The following is a 19,407-nucleotide window of genomic DNA, read 5'->3' as shown; positions in this document are numbered from 1 at the left end:
CGCCCCGTTGTAACCGGCGAAGCGGCCATTAACCACTTATTACGATTGATTATAAACATATAATCAATTTTATATTTAATCCCGCGCGGCGTAACCTTTAGGCAGACAAAGGAGAAGGTTATGACAGCACTCACTTTACCCACCAAACATCGTTCCCTGTGGCATTTTGTCCCAGGCCTGGCGCTGACCGCCGCTCTGACCGGCGCCGCCCTGTGGGCCGGTAGTTTCCCGGCCATCGCCGGCGCGGGCTTTAGCGCCCTGACCCTCGCTATCCTGTTCGGGATGGTCGTCGGCAACACGGTCTACCCGAAAATCTGGCAGCCCTGCGACGGCGGGGTGATCTTCGCCAAGCAGCATCTGCTGCGCCTGGGGATCATCCTCTACGGCTTTCGCCTGACGTTCGCCCAGATTGCCGACGTCGGCGTGAGCGGTATTTTGATTGACGTTCTGACGCTCTCCAGTACCTTTTTCATCGCCTGCTTCCTTGGCCAGAAAGTGTTTGGTCTCGATAAACACACCAGCTGGCTGATCGGCGCCGGCAGCAGCATCTGCGGCGCGGCGGCCGTGCTCGCCACCGAGCCGGTGGTCAAAGCCGAAGCCAGTAAAGTGACGGTTGCCGTCGCTACAGTGGTTATCTTCGGTACCATCGCCATCTTCCTCTACCCGGCGATGTACCCGCTGCTGGCGCACTGGTTTACCCCGGAGACCTACGGGATCTATATGGGCTCCACCATGCATGAAGTGGCGCAGGTTGTTGCCGCCGGCCATGCGGTCAGCCCGGACGCGGAGAACGCGGCGGTTATCGCCAAAATGCTGCGCGTCATGATGCTGGCTCCGTTCCTGCTGTTCCTGGCAGCGCGTGTTAAACAGCTGACCCCGGCAGGCAACGGCGAGAAAAGCAAAATCACCATTCCGTGGTTCGCCATTATGTTCATCCTGGTGGCGGTGTTTAACTCCTTCCATCTGCTGCCGAAAGCCGTGGTGGATATGCTGGTGACGCTGGATACCGTCCTGCTGGCGATGGCAATGGCCGCCCTCGGGGTCACCACCCACGTCAGCGCGCTGAAAAAAGCCGGGGCGAAACCGCTGCTGATGGCGCTGATGCTGTTCGTCTGGTTGATTGTCGGCGGCGGGGTCATTAACGTTGCTATCCACAGCCTGATGGCATAAAGCACTACATCTTTCTCCAGTTAAGCCGCTATCATTACCCACCCCCCAGCGGCTTTAACTGGAGTTTTTTTTATGAAATACGTAGGAGCGCACGTGAGCGCCTCAGGTGGACTGGCCAATGCCGCCATTCGCGCCGCCGAAATCGAAGCAACCGCCTTCGCCCTCTTCACCAAGAACCAGCGCCAGTGGCGCGCCGCGCCGCTCAGCGACGAGACCATCGCCGAATTCAAAGCCGCCTGTGAAAAGTATCACTTTGGCCCGGGGCAGATCCTGCCGCACGACAGCTACCTGATTAACCTTGGCCACCCGGTGGAAGAAGCGCTGGAAAAATCCCGTGATGCCTTCATTGATGAAATGACCCGCTGCCAGCAGCTGGGACTGACGCTGCTCAACTTCCACCCCGGCAGCCATCTGCAGCAGATCCCGGAGGAGGAGTGCCTGTCGCGCATCGCCGAATCGATCAATATCGCGCTGGCGAAGACCGAAGGCGTTACTGCGGTGATCGAAAACACCGCTGGCCAGGGCAGCAACCTCGGCTTTAAGTTCGAGCACCTCGCGGCCATCATCGACGGTGTGGAAGATAAATCCCGCGTCGGCGTCTGCATCGATACCTGCCATGCTTTCGCCGCCGGCTACGACCTGCGCAGCGCCGAAGCCTGCGAAAAAACCTTCGCCGCCTTCGAACGCATCGTCGGTTTTCAGTATCTGCGCGGCATGCATCTCAACGATGCCAAGAGCGCCTTCGGCAGCCGGGTCGACCGTCACCACAGCCTGGGGGAAGGCAACATCGGCCACGATTGCTTCAGCTGGATCATGCAGGACAGCCGCTTCGACGGTATTCCGCTGATTCTGGAAACCATCAACCCGGATATCTGGGCGGAAGAGATTGCCTGGCTGCGGGCGCAGCAGATTGCCGAAGTGGCGTAAATAGAGACAAAAAAAGGGCCGAACAATCGGCCCTTTTTTATTGCGGTAGGATTATGCCGCTTTTTCAACTTCCGCTGTTTGCGCCTCAGGGCGTTTCAGCACGGCGTAGGCAAGGCCCGCCACCAGCGTTCCGGCAACAATCGCCAGCAGGTAGCCCAGCACCGGCGTAATCGCCCCCGGGATCAGCAGAACAAACAGCCCGCCGTGCGGCGCCATCAGTTTCGCGCCGACCGCCATGGAGATAGCGCCGGTTACCGCGCCGCCGACGATACAGCACGGCAGAACGCGCATCGGGTCACGGGCGGCAAAAGGAATCGCCCCTTCCGAGATAAAGCACAGGCCAAGAACCAGCGCGGCTTTGCCCCCTTCCCGCTGCCCTTTGTCGAACTTATTGCGCGCTACCAGCGTCGCGATACCCATCGCCAGCGGTGGCACCATACCGGCCGCCATGATCGCCGCCATCGGCGCATAGGTCTGGGTACTCAGCAGGCCAACGCCAAAGGCATAGGCCGCTTTGTTTACCGGCCCGCCCATATCGGTACACATCATCGCGCCGAGGATCGCGCCCAGCAGAACCGCGTTGGCGGTGCCCATGGTTTGCAGCCAGTGGGTCAGCCAGGCGAGGATACCGGCTACCGGTTTACCGATCAGATAGATCATTGCCAAACCCACGATCAGGCTGGAGACCAGCGGAATGATCAGGATTGGCTTCAGGGCTTCCATACTCTGCGGCAGTTTCAGCTTCGTGCTGATGGCTTTCGCCACATAACCGGCAAGGAAACCAGCGATGATCCCGCCGATAAAGCCGGAGCCGCCGCTAACCGCCAGCATACCGCCGATAAGGCCCGGGGTCAGACCCGGACGGTCGGCAATGGAGAAGGCGATAAAGCCTGCCAGTACCGGCACCATCAGCGCGAAGGCCGAGCCGCCGCCGATCTGCATCAGCGCCGCCGCCAGGGTGTCTTTCACTTCAAACGCTTTGATCCCGAAGGCAAAGGAGAGCGCGATACACAGGCCCCCGGCCACTACCATCGGCAGCATATAGGAGACGCCGGTCAGCAGGTGGCGATAGGCGCCCGCCGACTCTTTTTTCCCTTCAGCAGCCGCCTGAGGTTTGCCGGATGGCTGGTACGGTTTGGCTTCCGCCACCGCTTTATCCAGCTCCTGGGCGGTTTTCTTCAGCGCCAGACCGGTGGTGGTGCGGTACATCGGCTTGCCGGCGAATTTCGCCAGGTCCACCTCGATATCGGCAGCGACGATCACCAGATCCGCCTCGGCCACCTCTTCCGGGGTGATGGCATTGCCCGCCCCAACGGAGCCGCGGGTCTCCACCTTCACCCACCAGCCGCGTTTTTTGGCTTCGGTTTCGATGGCTTCTGCCGCCATAAAGGTGTGGGCGACGCCGGTCGGACAGGCCGTGACCGCGACAATGCGTTTCTGCCCCTGAGCGGCGGCCGGAACGGCTACCGCCGCTGGCGCAACGTAGGGCTTAGCGTGGTCTTTCGCTTCTCCCAGGAACAGCTCCGGATGGGCGACAGCACGGTTAATATCGCCCAGGTAAACGTTTTTACCATTCAGCGCGCTATCGGCCGGCAGCGCGGTTCCCAGCACGATGGCCAGTTCGGCGTCATTCGGGTTATCAATCAGCTCAAGGTGCGCTTTCGGCGCCGCGGCACCCAGCAGGGTTTTCGCCATGTAGGCGCGCGCCTGTCCGAGTCCGGCATCAATAATCAGCAGCGTTTTCATTATGCCTCTCCTGCTGTCAATTAAAGGGTTGTAAGTCGACGCGCGCCATCATCGCGGCCAACTGGGTACGGTCGGTAATTCCTACATTGCTCTGGCTGACGGCCAGGGCAGCGACGGCGGTCGCCAGGCGCAGGGTATGCTCGCTGGATTCACGCATCAGCAGGCCGTAAATCAGGCCGCCGACCATCGAATCGCCGGCGCCAACGGTGCTGACCACTTCCACTGAAGGTGGTTTAGCAATCCACTCCCCAGAGGCGTTGACCCACAGCGCGCCCTCTTCGCCCAGGGAGATCACCACGTGGGCGATACCCTGCTCTCGCAGCGCATGGGCGGCGTCGATAACATCTTTCATCTCCGGCAGCTTGCGGCCAGCCCAGATTTCCAGTTCGCGACGGTTCGGTTTCACCAGCCACGGCGCCGCTTTTAGTCCGGCAACCAACGCTTCGCGGCTGCTGTCGAAAATGATGCATGGGCACTGACTGCGCAGACGGGTCATCCAGTCGGTGAAGGCTTCCGGGCTAACGCCGGACGGCAGGCTGCCGCTGACGCAGACCATATCGAACTGCCCGAGCCAGCTCAGGGAGTCGTTGACGAAGCGTTCCCAGTCGCCCGGGGTGACTTCAAAGCCGGAGAAGTTGAAATCGGTCACTTCGCCATCTTTTTCCGTCAGCTTAACGTTGATACGGGTCCGGCCCTGCACCACCTGGAAACGGTTGGCGATCCCCAGCTCGCTGAACAGCTGCTGAAAGCCGTCCTGGTTGTCTTTACCCAGGAAGCCGCCGACGGTGACGTCAATGCCGAGATCTTTCAGCACTTTCGCCACATTAATGCCTTTCCCGGCGGCGTGCAGGCCGGTGGTGCGCACCAGGTTCACTTCGCCGCGTTCAATCTCCGGGGTGAATCCCACCAGGTCGTATGCCGGGTTTAACGTAATCGTTGCTACACGTCTGCTCATTTATGCGCCCTCCCCAAGGCCTGCGGCGATCGCTTCGCCAATCGCATCCAGCGCTTGTTGCGCATCCTCACCCTGCGCGGTAAAACGCAGACGGTGACCTTTTTTCACACCCAGCGCCACAACCTTCATCAGGCTGCGACCGTTAGCCGGCTTGCCGGAACCGTCGAGATTGGTGACGGTGATGTCGCTGGAAAATTGTTTAATGGTGTTGACCAGCATGGTGCCCGGACGGGCATGCAGGCCGTGTTCATTGCGCACCACGAATTCGGCGCTCAGCACATCTTCGGCAATGGCGTCGTCGCTGGTCAGCAGCGCCAGCACGGTGGCGGCGTCGGCTTTCAGCAAATGTTCAGCTTTCTTGTCCAGCAGCAGCTTGCTCAGACGGTTCAGCACTGCGGTCGGCTGCTCGTCGGCCATCGCCACCGTGACCAGCAGGGAAACCGGCTGCTCGTCGCGGGTAAAGGCGTTAGCCGCGCGGCTGACCGCCACGGCGCTGCGCAAATTGCCTTCCGCACTGTCGTTCAGCCAGACGCCCTGACCGAGGTTCAGCGGCGTATCGTTAATGACGTGGCTAACGAAGGCGGCATCGACAGCGCCAACTTCTTTCAGACGCGCCGCGTTCAGCGCCTGCAGGGTCAGCAGATCGCTGGCCGCGACGTCGAGACTGAGGGTCTCGTTATCCAGCTTCAGCGCTTCGCTCTGCTTCTCTCCCATCAGCAGCGCGCGCAGCTCTTCCGCGGTAGTGGCGGACTGCAGCTGCGCGGCGACCGCGTCATCGCTCAGCACGTGGGTCAGCTGACGCAGCAGGCCGAGGTGTTCATCTGAGCTGGCGGCAATCCCGATCGCCACATAGGCGGTCTGCCCTTCACCCCAGGTGACGCCCTGCGGGAACTGAAACACCTGAACGCCAGTCTTCAGCACCTGGTCACGCGTATCCGTCGTGCCGTGCGGGATCGCGATCCCGTTGCCGAGGAAGGTCGAGGTCTGCTGCTCGCGCGCCAGCATGCCGTTCACGTAGCCATCGGCCACGTTGCCGGCGCTGACCAGCGCGGCGGCGACCTGCCGGATGGCCTCTTCTTTATTACCGGCCTGCTGGCCGGGATGAATATCCTGCACAGATAACTGGAACATGGTTCTCCTCTCCTGCTGAATTGAATCGTTTCAGCTAACTTGAGAAAAAAGGCGCCATCTGACGGGGAACGGATTGCCGAATGACGCTGAAACGTTTCAAGAATTTTGTACCTTTCTTGCTCAACGCGCAAGGTACGTCAGCGACTTGATCGCAGAACTTAGAGGTACTGCACACTTTTGCTGAAGCTTTAGCTATCGACCGCCTCGAACGTCAGCTTTTTGCTGAACCCTATATTTTGAAACGCCTTTTTAATTATTCGTGCCATACTACTGTTTATTTTTAGCCAGCAGGCGTAAACTCCGCGCCGTCTCCTGAAACTACAGAAAACCAAACCCATGGAAAACCGTAGCGCCGCTCTCCCCCGACGCGGGTTCGATGTCACCTCTTCCGCCTTCTTAATCGTCGCCTTTCTGACGGGCATTGCCGGGGCGCTGCAAACCCCGACCCTGAGCCTGTTTCTGACCAACGAAGTGCACGTCCGCCCGGCGATGGTCGGTTTCTTTTTTACCGGCAGCGCGGTTATTGGCATTCTGGTCAGTCAGTTCCTCGCCGGCCGCTCCGACCGTCAGGGCGATCGCAAGCAGCTGATTGTCGTCTGCTGTCTGCTGGGGGTGCTGGCCTGCGTCCTCTTTGCCTGGAACCGCAACTATTTCATTTTGCTGTTCATCGGCGTTTTTCTCAGCAGCTTTGGATCGACCGCCAACCCGCAGATGTTTGCCCTCGCGCGGGAGCATGCCGACAGGACCGGCCGCGAAGCGGTGATGTTCAGCTCCATTTTACGTGCCCAGGTCTCCCTGGCATGGGTGATTGGTCCCCCGCTGGCCTACGCCCTGGCGATGGGGTTTGGTTTTACCGCGATGTATCTCAGCGCCGCGGCGGCGTTTATCGTCTGCGGGATCATGGTCTGGCTATTCTTGCCCAGCATGCGCAAAGCAAAGCCGGTAGCGACCGGCCGGCTGGAAGCTCCGCGCACGCATCGCCGCGATGCGCTGCTGCTGTTCAGCATCTGCACCCTGATGTGGGGTACTAACAGCCTGTACATCATTAACATGCCGCTGTTTATCATTAACGAGCTGCATCTGCCGGAGAAGCTGGCGGGGCTGATGATGGGCACCGCCGCCGGACTGGAAATTCCGACCATGCTGATTGCCGGTTACTACGCCCGGCGTTTCGGCAAACGCTTTCTGATGCGTCTTTCTGCAGTGGCCGGGGTGCTGTTTTACGTCGGCATGCTGACGGTGCATACGCCAGCGCTGCTGCTGGCGATGCAGGTGCTGAACGCCATCTATATCGGGATCCTCGCCGGGATCGGCATGCTCTATTTCCAGGACCTGATGCCGGGGCAGGCGGGCGCGGCCACCACCCTCTATACCAATACTACCCGCGTCGGCTGGATCATTGCCGGTTCACTGGCGGGAGTAGTGGCGGAGATCTGGAGCTATCACGCGGTGTTCTGGATTGCGCTGGCGATGGGCGTTGTCACTCAGGCCTGCCTGTGGCGGATAAGAGATGTGTAAGCACATTGCCCGGCCAGAGCCGGGCAATGCAGATTAATGATCATGATAGAGTCAATGCAGCCAGCTCGGCCTGCAGATGTTTCAGCCATGCGCAGGCATCCGTGTCGTCAGTGCTATAGTGCCGTTGCCCTTTATAATTAACTCATTGATCTTAATATAATTTTTGATTTCCGCATTAATAACTGAACAATATGACACCAGAGTAATATCGACAGCACCATTATTTGGTCCGGGGCTCAAAAAAATGCCGGGAGATAAAACAAATGTATTTAAAATACAATAATTTATTAGAGGTTTTGGAGGCGACCCATATTCAACGCCGGATCGCCCTTTAAGCAGTTATACTGAAATATTAGCGTTCAGGAATCAAAATTTGGTGAATACTTCACAGGAGACATTGACCCTTTCTTTCTGAGGTCATCAGGGATCTTCTTACCAAGATAGAGCTGTGTAATTTCAGGAGATGCCGCGCGACCTCGAAAACCAAAGCGTGAACTTTGAGTAGCTTCAAACTCATCATCTTCATCCCATTGGTGCATTTCAGGAAAGTTGTCACGGGTAGATTTTAACCACTCATCAGCAACATATACCCCTCTGACAATTCCTTTTACTGTTGCCAGGATAACTTCAGCTTTGCTTGCACGTTCGAGGCTTACACGCCAACTGAAGCGTACTGCGTCATAGAGATCAACATCCTTTGAACTTCTGTTAACAGATATCATCAGCGCTTTGTGCTTAAACTCCACTGTCTCAGGCTGGTACGTTGCAATTAATTCTTTAATATGTGCAGCGCCATACTCGTTACTGCCAGCACCGTTCATGATATTGGTCAAACCTGGGTAGGCATCGATTAGAGCAGCCTCCACCTCATAAGCAGTCTTTTCATCGGCAATACCATGCCGATGGATTACATGGATGACCTCCAGACCAGCTAATCTAATCTCACGAAGTTGCTTGAGTTTATTACTGAGCAGTTCATCATCATCAGCGGCTGCCACTTCGCCGCGCATGTGAGCAAAAACGCGATTGCCTTTTCCCTTACCCACGTAAAAAGTGCTTCCATCTCGTGGATCAATCAGTCGATATACATACCAACCGAGATGTTCGATAACTCCCGGAGGGAACTCATTAATATCCATATCACAACACCTATCACTTGATTACTGGTGTATACGTTATACTTTCAGCTGTAGATTGACAATTTGTAAGCAATACAAAAATTCACACTGCCTACTGCTGTCACGCTCAGATAACATTATCCTCATCAAGTCGATATTTATCCCCCTTCCTCCCGAGCGCGAGTCTGCAGAGGACGGGATATTGATGGTACAAATATGTTTAGTGACTATATTGCAGAGAAAACAGGCTTTCGTGTTCAATTTGATATTGAGCAGTTGAAGCCAGACCTCAATGTCGATGCCACTGATAGATTTCAACAACAAAACCTGGAAGACGTGTTGGTAGATTAAATGGCTGCGTGATAGCTATCCTCTCAGAGGATCCACCTATCCTGTTGATATAAAACAAAATAAACACCACCATAGGTTATATACTTACAAGCAATGTTCTACAAATACCTATGGTGCCGTGCTGGACTCCAGGTGAAGCAGGTAAGTTATAGCGGCGTCACGATCCGTCGAACACATATCTGGCGAAGGTTGAAGATTGCCGCACACTTTTGGTCGCAGTTCCGAACCGAAAATGTTACATAGGTTGTCATTAGATAATTGAACACACCTGACATTAGCCGGCTTGCCCTGCGGCATGCCGGGGATCGGCGATGATATAGAGGGGGCGATGCAACATGCGCCACAATCAGTACGACATTCCACAACCCGACTCCCAAACGCTCATTTTGCGCCACAGCCTAAACGTTTTGCCAGAAGATAGCAAAACTCGCGAAATCCGCTTGCCTGAACGCCCGGGCGCGAGTAGTTTTACGCGATATTTTTGACTCGTTAAGTGACAGGATTACTGCAATGCCAAGAGCGAATGAAATTAAAAAAGGTATGGTGCTGAATTACAACGGCAAGCTGCTGATTGTGAAAAATATTGATATTCAGTCACCCAGCGCCCGCGGTGCTGCGACACTGTATAAAATGCGCTTCTCCGATGTGCGCACCGGCCTGAAAGTAGAAGAGCGCTTCAAAGGCGACGATATCGTCGATACCGTCACCCTGACCCGCCGTTTCGTCGACTTCTCCTACGTCGATGGCAACGAATACGTGTTCATGGATAAAGAAGACTATACCCCTTACACCTTTACCAAAGAGCAGATTGAAGAAGAGCTGCAGTTTATTCCGGAAGGTGGGATGCCGGACATGCAGGTGCTGACCTGGGACGGCCAGCTGCTGGCGCTGGAGCTGCCGCAGACCGTTGACCTGGAAATTATAGAAACCGCGCCGGGTATTAAAGGTGCGTCCGCCAGCTCCCGCACCAAGCCAGCCACCATGAGCACCGGCCTGGTGATTCAGGTGCCGGAATACCTGACCACCGGTGAAAAAATCCGCATTCATATCGAAGAGTGCCGCTATATGGGCCGCGCGGATTAATCATCGGTAACGCCCCGACAGTAAAAAAGGACAGCGCTGGCTGTCCTTTTTATTATCCCCATTGCCGCGATTACAGCAGTTCAGGGTATTTGGTCATTTTCAGCGCCAGCTCGACGCCGCGCACTTCCGCCATCCCCTTGAGACGGCCAATCGCCGAATAGCCGGGGTTGGTTTTCTTGCGCAGATCGTCGAGCATCTGATGACCATGATCCGGACGAAATGGGATCGGGCGCAGATCGCCGGCCTGTTTACGCCGCTGCTCTTCACGCAGGATAGCATCCACCACCGCCACCATATTGACGTCGCCGCTAAGGTGCGCCGCCTCGTGGAAGGTTTTTGGGTTTGCTTCACGGCAGGTAGAGCGCAGATGGGTAAAATGGATGCGATCGCCAAAGGTCTCCACCATCTTCACCAGATCGTTATCGGCGCGAACGCCATACGATCCGGTACACATGGTGAAGCCATTATTAATGCTGTCCACCGTCTCCTTCAGCCACTGCATATCTTCGATGGTCGACACGATACGCGGCAGGCCAAGGATCGGCCGCGGCGGATCGTCCGGATGCACAGCCAGGCGGATCCCTACCTCTTCGCACACCGGCACGATGGCGCGCAGGAAATAGGCCATATTTTCACGCAGCTGCGCTTTATCAATGTGGTCGTACTCCGCCAGACGCGCGCGGAACTGGTCAAGGGTGTAGCCCTCTTCCGCTCCCGGCAGGCCGGCGATGATATTGCGGGTCAGTTTATCGATATCTGCTTCGCTCATCGCCTTGAAATAGACCTCAGCCTGACGCTGCTCTTCTTCACTGTAATCCGCTTCCGCACCCGGGCGTTTAAGGATATGCAGCTCAAAGGCGGCGAAAGCGATCTGATCGAAACGCAGCGCCCGGGAGCCGTCCGGCAGCTCATATTCCAGATCGGTGCGCGTCCAGTCGAGGATCGGCATAAAGTTGTAGCACACGGTATCGATGCCGCAGGCCGCGAGGTTGCGGATGCTCTGCTGATAGTTGGCAATCCAGGTCGCATACTGCCCGCTGTGGGTTTTAATATCCTCGTGGACGGGAATGCTTTCGACGACCGACCAGGTCAACCCTTTTGCCGCTAACAGCGCCTGACGCGCTTTAATCTCGTCGACCGGCCATACCTGACCGTTTGCAATATGGTGCAGCGCAGTGACGACGCCGGTCGCCCCCGCCTGCCGTACATCATCAAGCGATACCGGATCGTTCGGCCCATACCACCGCCAGGTTTGCTCCATCGCTATGCCCTCACAAAAGTTGTTATACCAATAATGGCGACACTCATGACGACTACCATACATGTTTCTCACCTGGCTGCAAACAGTGCTGGCCTATTGATTGATCCAGCTCACAGTCAGCGGATAATTTCGGCTTACCAATTTAACTTCCTGTCATATAACTTTAGACTGGCATTGTTAATAAGCAGTTAAACAGGTGTGGGAAGAATGACAACAATTGCAACCGCTACGCTACCGAAGAACGTGCAATACCCTCAATACGATCGCAGCCAACTCCGCTCGCGTATTGTCCATTTCGGCTTTGGCGCGTTTCACCGCGCGCACCAGGCGCTGCTCACCGATCGCGTGCTGAATAACGTCGGCGGCGACTGGGGGATCTGTGAAATCAGTCTGTTCAGCGGCGACACGCTGATGAGCCAACTTCGCGAACAGGACCATCTGTTTACCGTGCTGGAAAAAGGCGCCGACGGCAACCAGCCCATTGTGATCGGCGCGGTGCACGAATGTCTGAACGCCAGGCTCGATTCGCTGGCGGCGATTATCGAAAAATTTTGCGAGCCGCAGGTAGCGATTGTCTCGCTGACCATTACGGAAAAAGGCTACTGCATCGATCCGGCGACCGGGAAACTGGATCCGACGCATCCGCGCATTATTCACGATCTGGAGAATCCGACGCTGCCGCAGTCGGCTCCCGGTATTCTAGTTGAAGCGCTGGCCCGCCGCCGGGAACGAGGCCTTCCGCCCTTTACCGTGCTCTCCTGCGATAATATCCCCGACAACGGTCACGTGGTAAAAAATGCCGTCCTCGGCATGGCGGAAAAACGCAGCCCGGCGCTGGCGGACTGGATCGCCGACAACGTCAGCTTCCCGGGCACCATGGTGGATCGCATTGTTCCCGCGGCCACACCGGAGTCGCTGGCGGAAATCGCCGCCGTGCTGGGGGTCGACGATCCCTGCGCCATCAGTTGCGAACCCTTCATTCAGTGGGTGGTCGAAGATCACTTTGTCGCCGGGCGACCCGCCTGGGAGACGGCGGGCGTGCAGATGACCGATGACGTGTTGCCCTGGGAGCAAATGAAGCTGCGGATGCTCAACGGCAGCCACTCTTTCCTCGCCTGGCTTGGCTATCTGGCAGGGCATGCGCACATTAGCGACTGCATGCGGGATGACGTCTTCCGCCGCGCCGCCCGCCAGCTGATGCTTGACGAACAGGCTCCGACGCTGACCATTACCGGCGTTGATCTGCTGGCCTATGCCGACAGTCTCATCGCCCGCTTCAGCAATCCGGCGCTCAAACACCGCACCTGGCAAATCGCCATGGACGGTAGCCAGAAGCTGCCCCAGCGCATGCTCGATGGCATCCGCGTACATCTGGCGCGCGACAGCCGTTGGCCGCTGCTGGCTCTCGGCGTGGCCGGCTGGATGCGCTACGTCAGCGGCACGGACGACGCCGGTCAGACGATCGACGTGCGCGATCCGCTGGTCGACAAGATCCGGCTGCGGGTGGCCCAGAGCGATGAGCAGCAGCGCGTCGACGCCCTGCTGGGGCTGGAGGAAATATTTGGCCGCGACCTGCCGCACAACGCCCAGTTTGTCGCCGGGATCCGCGCCGCCTGGCAACAGCTGGCGACGCACGGCGCCCGCGAGGCCGTCGCCCGCGCACTGAATTCTTAACAATATTTGCGCTTATGCGGACAGAATTCTCTTCTGTCCGCCTCAGGACTTCTCTTTTCCCCCTTTTTTCGTCAGGATAGGCGTAACTGTTACAACATTACATTTATCCTGGAGAAAAGAGTGACCAGAACCAATTTGATCACCGGCTTTCTCGGCAGCGGTAAGACGACCTCGATTCTTCATCTGCTGGCGCAGAAGCCTGCGGATGAAAAATGGGCCGTACTGGTTAACGAGTTTGGCGAAGTCGGGATAGACGGCGCGCTGCTGGCCGACAGCGGCGCCCTGCTCAAAGAGATCCCCGGCGGCTGCATGTGCTGCGTCAATGGCCTGCCGATGCAGGTTGGGCTGAACACCCTGCTGCGCCAGGGCAAACCCGATCGCCTGCTGATCGAACCCACCGGTTTGGGCCACCCAAAGCAGATCCTCGATATCCTCACCGCGGCGGTGTATGAGCCCTGGATCGATCTGCGCGCCACGCTGTGCATCCTCGATCCCCGCCAGCTGCTGGATGAAAGAGCCGTCAGCAACGACAACTTCCGCGATCAGCTGGCCGCGGCGGACATCATTGTGGCTAATAAAAATGATCGGGAAACCCCCGAAAGCGCCCGGGCGCTGGCCGACTGGTGGCAGCGCTGGGGCGGCGAGCGTCGCAAGGTGTCGGCAATCCAGGGCAATATCGATCTGACCCTGCTCGATGAGCCACGACGGAACACCGCCCCGCTGCCGGCGAGCGCGGAGCACGCCCACCGCCATCCCCCCACTTCCGGCCTCGCCGCGCTCAGCCTGGCGGAACACCAGCGCTGGCGCCGCCATCTCAACAATGGCCAGGGCTTTCAGGGCTGCGGCTGGATCTTCGACGCGGAGACGGTCTTTGACACCATCGGCCTGCTCGAATGGGCCAGGCTGGCGCCAGTGGGGCGCGTTAAAGGCGTGATGCGCATTGCCGAGGGGGCGGTGCGAATCAACCGTCAGGGGGAGGATCTCCATATCGAGACCCTCAGCGTCGCTCCGCCCGATAGTCGGATCGAGCTTATTTCCGCGAATGAAGCCGACTGGAACGCACTCCAGACCTCGTTGTTGAGGCTTCGTTTAAGTTAAGGCGGCTAAGGTTGCCGCCGACTGTCACAAAATCGCAATGGCTATGATGAAAAACCGAATTCCTTTAATCCTGCTGCTTAACATCGCGGGTATAGCGCTATTTTGCTCCTGGTATCTGCCAGCCAACCATGGCGCGTGGTTGCCGGTCGACTCCGCGATCTTCCATTTCTTTAACCATGGCGTCAGCGTCAGCCATGCTTATGCCTGGCTGCTGGCGATCATCAACAATCGCGCCTTCGACGCCTGTTCGCTGCTGGCGATGGGCTGCCTGATGCTGAGCTATTGGCTAAAGGCGCCGACTGCAGGCCGTCGTCAGATCGCCATCATGGGCCTGGTGATGCTGCTGGCGGCGGTGATCATCAACCAGCTCGCACAACACCTGATGCCGGTACAGCGCGCCAGCCCGTCGCTGTTTTTTAGCGATATTACCCGCGTCAGCGACGTCGTTAACTTCCCCACTAAGGATGCGTCGAAGGACAGCTTCCCTGGCGATCATGGGATGATGCTGCTGATCTTCGCGAGCTTTATGTGGCGCTATTTTGGCCGTCGCGCGCTGGGCGTCGCGCTGATTATCTTTGTGGTCTTTGCTTTCCCGCGGGTAATGATTGGCGCCCACTGGTTTAGCGATATTGCCGTCGGCTCCCTGACCGCCGTGCTGATCGGCGCGCCCTGGGTATTGATGACCCCGCTGAGCGATAAATTGATCGCCTTTTTCGATCGCTACTTACCCAGCAGAATATCGGCCAAATAATGTCTCCGGCAGCCGCCAGAGTCATTAACTATAAGGGGACCTTTTGGGTCCCTTTTTACATTTTCCTTTTTTTCAACATGACGTTCATCTTCTTGTCACATTAATCCCGTGACAAATGAAGGAATTGTCTGTTTTTTGCCCGATATTGCCGTAATTTTGGCCTTTCCCGATGATTCACTTTTTGTCACCAAAATACTTATAAGAAATCGCGCAAAACCGCTCGCCATGCGGCGTTTGATAGGGTAATCTCGTTCTCGTTTTGCCTTTTCCGCAGCATTAATTCAGGGCATGAATAAAATTGTGCGTGACTGCACAAATTTAAGCTTAAGGAATTGTCTCATTGCGGATGGGTATTTAGGCTCTAACACGTTTGGCATTTTTTATAACGACATTGTCGTTAAGGACAACAAGGGAAAATAAACAGCATGGTCAAATCTCAGCCGATTTTGAGATATATCTTGCGGGTAGCCCCCGCGATTGCAGTAGCGGTTCTGCTTTCCGCGTGTAGTTCAACAAGTACCGCCAGGAATATGCATTCTGAGACGCATGCTGTGGGTAGTGGCGATTTATCATCACTGCAAGCCTCTCAGGATGAATTTGAAACGATGGTCCGTAACCTGGACGTAAAGTCCCGTTTAATGGATCAGTATGCCAGCTGGAAAGGCGTGCGTTACCGCCTCGGCGGCAGCACCCGCAAGGGTATCGACTGCTCAGCGTTTGTGCAGCGCACCTTCCGCGAACAATTTGGTCTGGAACTGCCGCGTTCAACCTCTGAACAGCAGGAAACCGGAAAATCGATTTCCCGTGCCCAACTGCGTACAGGCGATCTGGTTCTGTTTCGCGCCGGCTCTACCGGCCGCCATGTCGGGATCTACCTCGGCAACAACCAGTTTGTTCACGCCTCCACCAGCAGCGGGGTGACTATCTCCAGCATGGATGAGCCGTACTGGAAAAAGCGCTACAATGAAGCGCGTCGAGTCCTGAGCCGCTCGTAAACTGTCCTCCACCGCCGCCGGTTATCCCTTGGCTGGCTGCGGGATAAAAAACACTGCCCCAGGCAGTGTTTTTTTTTGCCACCTGGTTCTCAACGTCGCAAAATAAGCTATGTCTTTTAAGTGGGAATGAGAAAAACGACGACCGACACTCCGTTGATGCGCTTCAATAACACGGAAAGAATCTGGCTATGCTTACTCGCTACTTTTCGCCCCAGCGTAAAACCTGGTTAACCAGCCTGAGCGTGGGGATCATCGTCGCGCTGTTGGCCGGGAGCATTCAGTTTATGGTGATCTACCATAACCGGGCCGAGCGTTTCGACGCCATTATCAACAATGTTAATACCTATCTGAAAAGCTATTTTCACGACCTGCGCCAGACCATTGACGGCCTGCAGCCGCTGGTGGACCAGCCCTGCGAGAATATTGACTCCGGGCTTACCTCCCACGCCGCGTTCAGCCCCAACGTCCGCGCTTTCCTGCTGGTCAAAAACGGCATCGCCTTTTGCTCATCGGCTACGGGAGCCATGAATACGCCCCTCAGCCAGCTGATCCCGGCCATCGATATCAGCAAACCCGTTGCTATGGCGATTTTACCAGGCACGCCGATGATGCCGAAGAGCGCGGCGCTGGCGCTGTGGGTAGGTAAACCCGGCGATCAAAACAGCGGCATTTTCGTGTCGATTAACGCTAATCTCACGCCGTATATCCTCTATTCCGCGCGGCAAAACGATTTCAGCGGCATTGCGCTGGCCATCGATCACACCGCTATCTCCACCTTCAGTAATCGGCTGGTGGATCCGCAAACGCTGCATAACGCGCCGATCCGCCAGGCACAGATCGAGGGCTTACCGCTGAAGGTCTACCTGTATGCCAACAGCTGGCTGGCGGAAAATACGCAGTTTGCTCTGCTGCTCGGGGTCGTCTGCGGCCTGCTGGCGGGGCTGCTCTGCTATTACGTGCTGACGATCAAATCGGATCCGCGAAAATCCATTCTGCTGGGGATCAAAAATAACCAGTTCTACATCGTTTATCAGCCGGTGGTTAATGCTCAGACTCTACGTATCAGCGGCGTGGAGGTCCTAATGCGCTGGCGCCATCCGGTGGTTGGTGAAATTCCGCCCGACGTTTTTATTAACCTGGCCGAAACCCAGCAGATGATCGTGCCGCTAACCCATCACCTGCTCGCGCTGATCGCCAGCGACGCTGCGGTGTTGAAGCGTATTCTGCCGCGCGGCGTGAAGCTGGGGCTGAATATTTCCCCTGCCCATCTGCAGGCCGACAGCTTCCGCGACGATATGCTGCGCTTCGCCGCCGCGCTGCCAGCCGACCACTTTCACGTGGTGCTGGAGGTAACCGAGCGGGCGATGATTGATAAAGAAAAATCGATGGCTAACTTCGCCTGGCTCCACCGCCAGGGATTCGAAATCGCGATTGATGATTTCGGCACCGGGCATAGCGCGCTGATCTATCTCGAACGCTATAACTTCGATTATCTGAAGATCGATCGCGGTTTTGTGCAGGCGATTGGTACTGAAACAGTAACCTCGCCGGTGCTGGATGCGGTACTGACCCTCAGCCGCCGGCTGAAATTAATGACCGTCGCCGAAGGGGTGGAGACCCAGGAACAGGCGGAGTGGCTTCGCGGCCAGGGCGTTCATTTCCTGCAGGGGTACTGGATCAGCCGACCGCTGTCGCTGGCCGGGCTGGTGGCTGCGCACGATGAACCCGCGAACTATTTCACAACGCGCTAAGTCTCACTTATGATGCGGGAACGGATGTCGGCCATGGGGGCCGGCCATGACAGGGTATTCTGCCGCCTATGTATGCGCGCCTCTTTCTGATTCTGCTGGCTCTGTTTAGCCTGGACGCTAAGGCGCAAACCATTCAGGAAAGCGTAGCCTTCGCGATTATCGGCGAACCGAAATACGCCGCCGGTTTCAGTCATTTTGATTACGTCAATCCCAGGGCGCCGAAAGGCGGCACCCTCACCCTGGCGGCGATCGGCACCTTTGATAACTTCAACCGTTATGCGCTGCGCGGCAACCCCGCGGTACGCACGGAGGCGCTCTACGATACCCTGTTCACCACCTCGGATGATGAGCCCGGCAGCTACTACCCGCTGATTGCCGAGCGGGCGCGCTATGCCGAGGACTATTCCTGGATGGAGATCGCGCTCAACCCGCGCGCCCGCTTCCATGACGGCACGCCGATCACCGCCCGCGATGTGGCGTTTACCTTCAACAAGTTTATGACCGAAGGGGTGCCGCAGTTTCGCCTGTTTTATAAAGGCACCACCGTGAAGGCCATCGCGCCGTTGACCGTGCGTATTGACCTCGGCCAGCCCGGCAAAGAGAACATGCTGAGTCTGCTGAGCCTGCCGGTGATGCCCGAGGCGTTCTGGCGCCAGCACAAACTCAGCGACCCGCTGTCGAAGCCGCCGCTGGCCAGCGGGCCATACCGCATCAGCGCCTGGCGAATGGGGCAATATATTATCTATTCCCGGGTCGCCGACTACTGGGCGGCCGACCTGCCGGTCAACCGCGGTCGCTGGAATTTCGATACGCTGCGCTATGACTATTATCTCGACGACAATGTCGCTTTCGAAGCCTTTAAAGCGGGAGCCGTCGATCGCCGGGAAGAGACCGTCGCCAAAAACTGGGCTACCCGCTACGTCGGTCGCAACTTCAGCCGCGGCTACATCATTAAAGATGAGCATACCAATACCTCGGCGCAGGATACCCAGTGGCTGGCGTTCAATATTCAGCGCCCGATTTTTGCCGATCGCCGGGTGCGGCAGGCCATTACCCTGGCGTTCGATTTCGAATGGATGAACAAGGCGCTGTTTTACAGCGCCTATCAGCGCGCCAACAGCTATTTCCAGAACACCGAATATGCCGCCCGCAGCCTGCCCGACGCAGCCGAGCTGGCCCTGCTGACGCCGATGAAAAACGAACTGCCCCCGGAGCTCTTCAGCCAGGTTTACCAGCCGCCGGTCTCCCGCGGCGATGGCTTCGACCGCGCCAACTTACTCAAAGCCGACGCCCTGCTCAATGCGGCGGGCTGGACGGTGAAGAACCAGCGCCGGGTCAACGCCGCCACCGGCAAGCCGCTGCGCTTTGAGCTACTGCTGCCGGCCGGGGGCAATGACCGCTGGGTGCTGCCGTTTCAGCACAACCTGCAGCGTCTGGGGATCGTCATGGATATTCGTCAGGTTGATAATTCGCAGTACAGCAACCGCCGCCGCAGCCGGGATTACGACATGATGCCAAGCCTGTGGCGCGCCATGCCCTGGCCGGGGACCGACCTGCAAATCTCCTGGGCGTCCGACTATATTCACTCCAGCTACAACGCGCCGGGGGTGCAAAGCCCGGTAGTGGATAAGCTGATTGCGCAGATCCTGCAGTGGCAGGGCAATAAGCAGAAACTGATCCCTCTCGGTCGGGCGCTGGATCGTGTGCTGACCTGGAATAACTACATGTTGCCGATGTGGTATATGGCGCAGGACCGCACCGCGTGGTGGAATAAGTTCTCTTTCCCCGCGACCCGCCCCATCTATTCGTCCGGCCTCGATACCTGGTGGTACGACGTGAACAAAGCGGCCACCCTCCCCGCGGACAGACGCTAAGGAC

The 19,407-nt window shown here is 57.2% G+C and carries 17 protein-coding genes; 11 read left to right on the top strand and 6 right to left on the bottom strand.

Translation table 11 applies throughout. The features are described from left to right. The first annotated feature begins 120 nt into the window (after nt 1-120). Nucleotides 121-1,170 (top strand): YeiH family protein, encoded by a 1,050-nt coding sequence (locus IB144_RS08225; protein WP_002912935.1) that lies wholly within the window; start codon nt 121-123, stop codon nt 1,168-1,170. Nucleotides 1,171-1,242: 72 nt separating this feature from the next. Beyond that, a complete protein-coding gene (gene nfo / locus IB144_RS08220; RefSeq protein ID WP_065888451.1) occupies nt 1,243-2,097 on the top strand; it encodes a deoxyribonuclease IV in 855 nt (284 codons plus the stop codon). Between the two features lie 51 nt (nt 2,098-2,148). Here nfo and fruA read toward each other — a convergent pair whose 3' ends face one another. The 3 genes from fruA to fruB are packed head-to-tail and all read right to left on the bottom strand — an operon-like array spanning nt 2,149 to nt 5,929. Beyond that, nucleotides 2,149-3,843, bottom strand: a complete 1,695-nt coding sequence (fruA, locus tag IB144_RS08215) for a PTS fructose transporter subunit IIBC (protein WP_002912939.1) — start codon at nt 3,841-3,843, stop codon at nt 2,149-2,151. A 16-nt stretch (nt 3,844-3,859) separates the two neighbouring features. Continuing rightward, nucleotides 3,860-4,798, bottom strand: a complete 939-nt coding sequence (gene fruK / locus IB144_RS08210; RefSeq protein WP_002912941.1) for a 1-phosphofructokinase — start codon at nt 4,796-4,798, stop codon at nt 3,860-3,862. After that, nucleotides 4,799-5,929 carry a fused PTS fructose transporter subunit IIA/HPr protein gene (gene fruB, locus IB144_RS08205; protein ID WP_002912947.1) on the bottom strand — a complete coding sequence of 377 codons (1,131 nt, stop codon included), beginning with the start codon at nt 5,927-5,929 and terminating at the stop codon, nt 4,799-4,801. It abuts the gene before it with no gap. 336 nt (nt 5,930-6,265) lie between these two features. On the opposite strand from fruB, the gene setB reads away from it, so the two are divergent. Next, nucleotides 6,266-7,447 (top strand): sugar efflux transporter SetB, encoded by a 1,182-nt coding sequence (gene setB / locus IB144_RS08200; RefSeq protein WP_004151122.1) that lies wholly within the window; start codon nt 6,266-6,268, stop codon nt 7,445-7,447. A gap of 359 nt (nt 7,448-7,806) precedes the next feature. Here the strand turns inward: setB and IB144_RS08195 are convergent, their stop codons facing one another. Continuing rightward, entirely contained in the window at nt 7,807-8,493 is a 687-nt protein-coding gene (locus IB144_RS08195) for a hypothetical protein (protein WP_074196012.1), read from the bottom strand. 288 nt (nt 8,494-8,781) lie between these two features. Between IB144_RS08195 and IB144_RS08190 the strand changes: the two genes are divergently transcribed. Then, nucleotides 8,782-8,916: a hypothetical protein gene (locus tag IB144_RS08190; protein ID WP_002912949.1), complete on the top strand. Its 135-nt coding sequence runs from the start codon at nt 8,782-8,784 to the stop codon at nt 8,914-8,916. A gap of 108 nt (nt 8,917-9,024) precedes the next feature. Here the strand turns inward: IB144_RS08190 and IB144_RS08185 are convergent, their stop codons facing one another. After that, complete coding sequence (locus tag IB144_RS08185) at nt 9,025-9,279, bottom strand: YkgJ family cysteine cluster protein (RefSeq protein ID WP_004151121.1); 255 nt, start codon at nt 9,277-9,279, stop codon at nt 9,025-9,027. A gap of 147 nt (nt 9,280-9,426) precedes the next feature. On the opposite strand from IB144_RS08185, the gene yeiP reads away from it, so the two are divergent. After that, on the top strand, nt 9,427-9,999 hold the full coding sequence (gene yeiP, locus IB144_RS08180; protein ID WP_002912951.1) for an elongation factor P-like protein YeiP: 573 nt from the start codon (nt 9,427-9,429) through the stop codon (nt 9,997-9,999). Nucleotides 10,000-10,069: 70 nt separating this feature from the next. Here the strand turns inward: yeiP and uxuA are convergent, their stop codons facing one another. Beyond that, entirely contained in the window at nt 10,070-11,260 is a 1,191-nt protein-coding gene (gene uxuA / locus IB144_RS08175) for a mannonate dehydratase (protein ID WP_002912952.1), read from the bottom strand. Nucleotides 11,261-11,467: 207 nt separating this feature from the next. Between uxuA and IB144_RS08170 the strand changes: the two genes are divergently transcribed. The 6 genes from IB144_RS08170 to IB144_RS08145 all read left to right on the top strand — a co-directional run bounded on the left by IB144_RS08170 (nt 11,468) and on the right by IB144_RS08145 (nt 19,403). Continuing rightward, nucleotides 11,468-12,934 carry a fructuronate reductase gene (locus tag IB144_RS08170; RefSeq protein WP_004211510.1) on the top strand — a complete coding sequence of 489 codons (1,467 nt, stop codon included), beginning with the start codon at nt 11,468-11,470 and terminating at the stop codon, nt 12,932-12,934. A 120-nt stretch (nt 12,935-13,054) separates the two neighbouring features. Beyond that, nucleotides 13,055-14,032 (top strand): GTP-binding protein, encoded by a 978-nt coding sequence (locus IB144_RS08165; RefSeq protein WP_014343351.1) that lies wholly within the window; start codon nt 13,055-13,057, stop codon nt 14,030-14,032. A 37-nt stretch (nt 14,033-14,069) separates the two neighbouring features. Continuing rightward, nucleotides 14,070-14,783, top strand: a complete 714-nt coding sequence (locus IB144_RS08160) for a phosphatase PAP2 family protein (RefSeq protein ID WP_074177410.1) — start codon at nt 14,070-14,072, stop codon at nt 14,781-14,783. A gap of 425 nt (nt 14,784-15,208) precedes the next feature. Next, nucleotides 15,209-15,778 (top strand): bifunctional murein DD-endopeptidase/murein LD-carboxypeptidase, encoded by a 570-nt coding sequence (mepS, locus tag IB144_RS08155; protein ID WP_002912967.1) that lies wholly within the window; start codon nt 15,209-15,211, stop codon nt 15,776-15,778. Nucleotides 15,779-15,966: 188 nt separating this feature from the next. Next, nucleotides 15,967-17,529 carry a cyclic di-GMP phosphodiesterase gene (locus IB144_RS08150; RefSeq protein ID WP_002912968.1) on the top strand — a complete coding sequence of 521 codons (1,563 nt, stop codon included), beginning with the start codon at nt 15,967-15,969 and terminating at the stop codon, nt 17,527-17,529. 68 nt (nt 17,530-17,597) lie between these two features. Continuing rightward, entirely contained in the window at nt 17,598-19,403 is a 1,806-nt protein-coding gene (locus tag IB144_RS08145) for an extracellular solute-binding protein (RefSeq protein ID WP_023282861.1), read from the top strand. The last annotated feature ends 4 nt before the right edge of the window (nt 19,404-19,407 follow it).

The sequence above is a fragment of the Klebsiella sp. K4 genome, assembly GCF_014596785.2.
GTDB lineage: Bacteria > Pseudomonadota > Gammaproteobacteria > Enterobacterales > Enterobacteriaceae > Klebsiella > Klebsiella pneumoniae.
The sequence above is the reverse complement of the archived record's forward strand: the minus strand, read 5'-3'. Positions and strand labels throughout refer to the sequence as shown.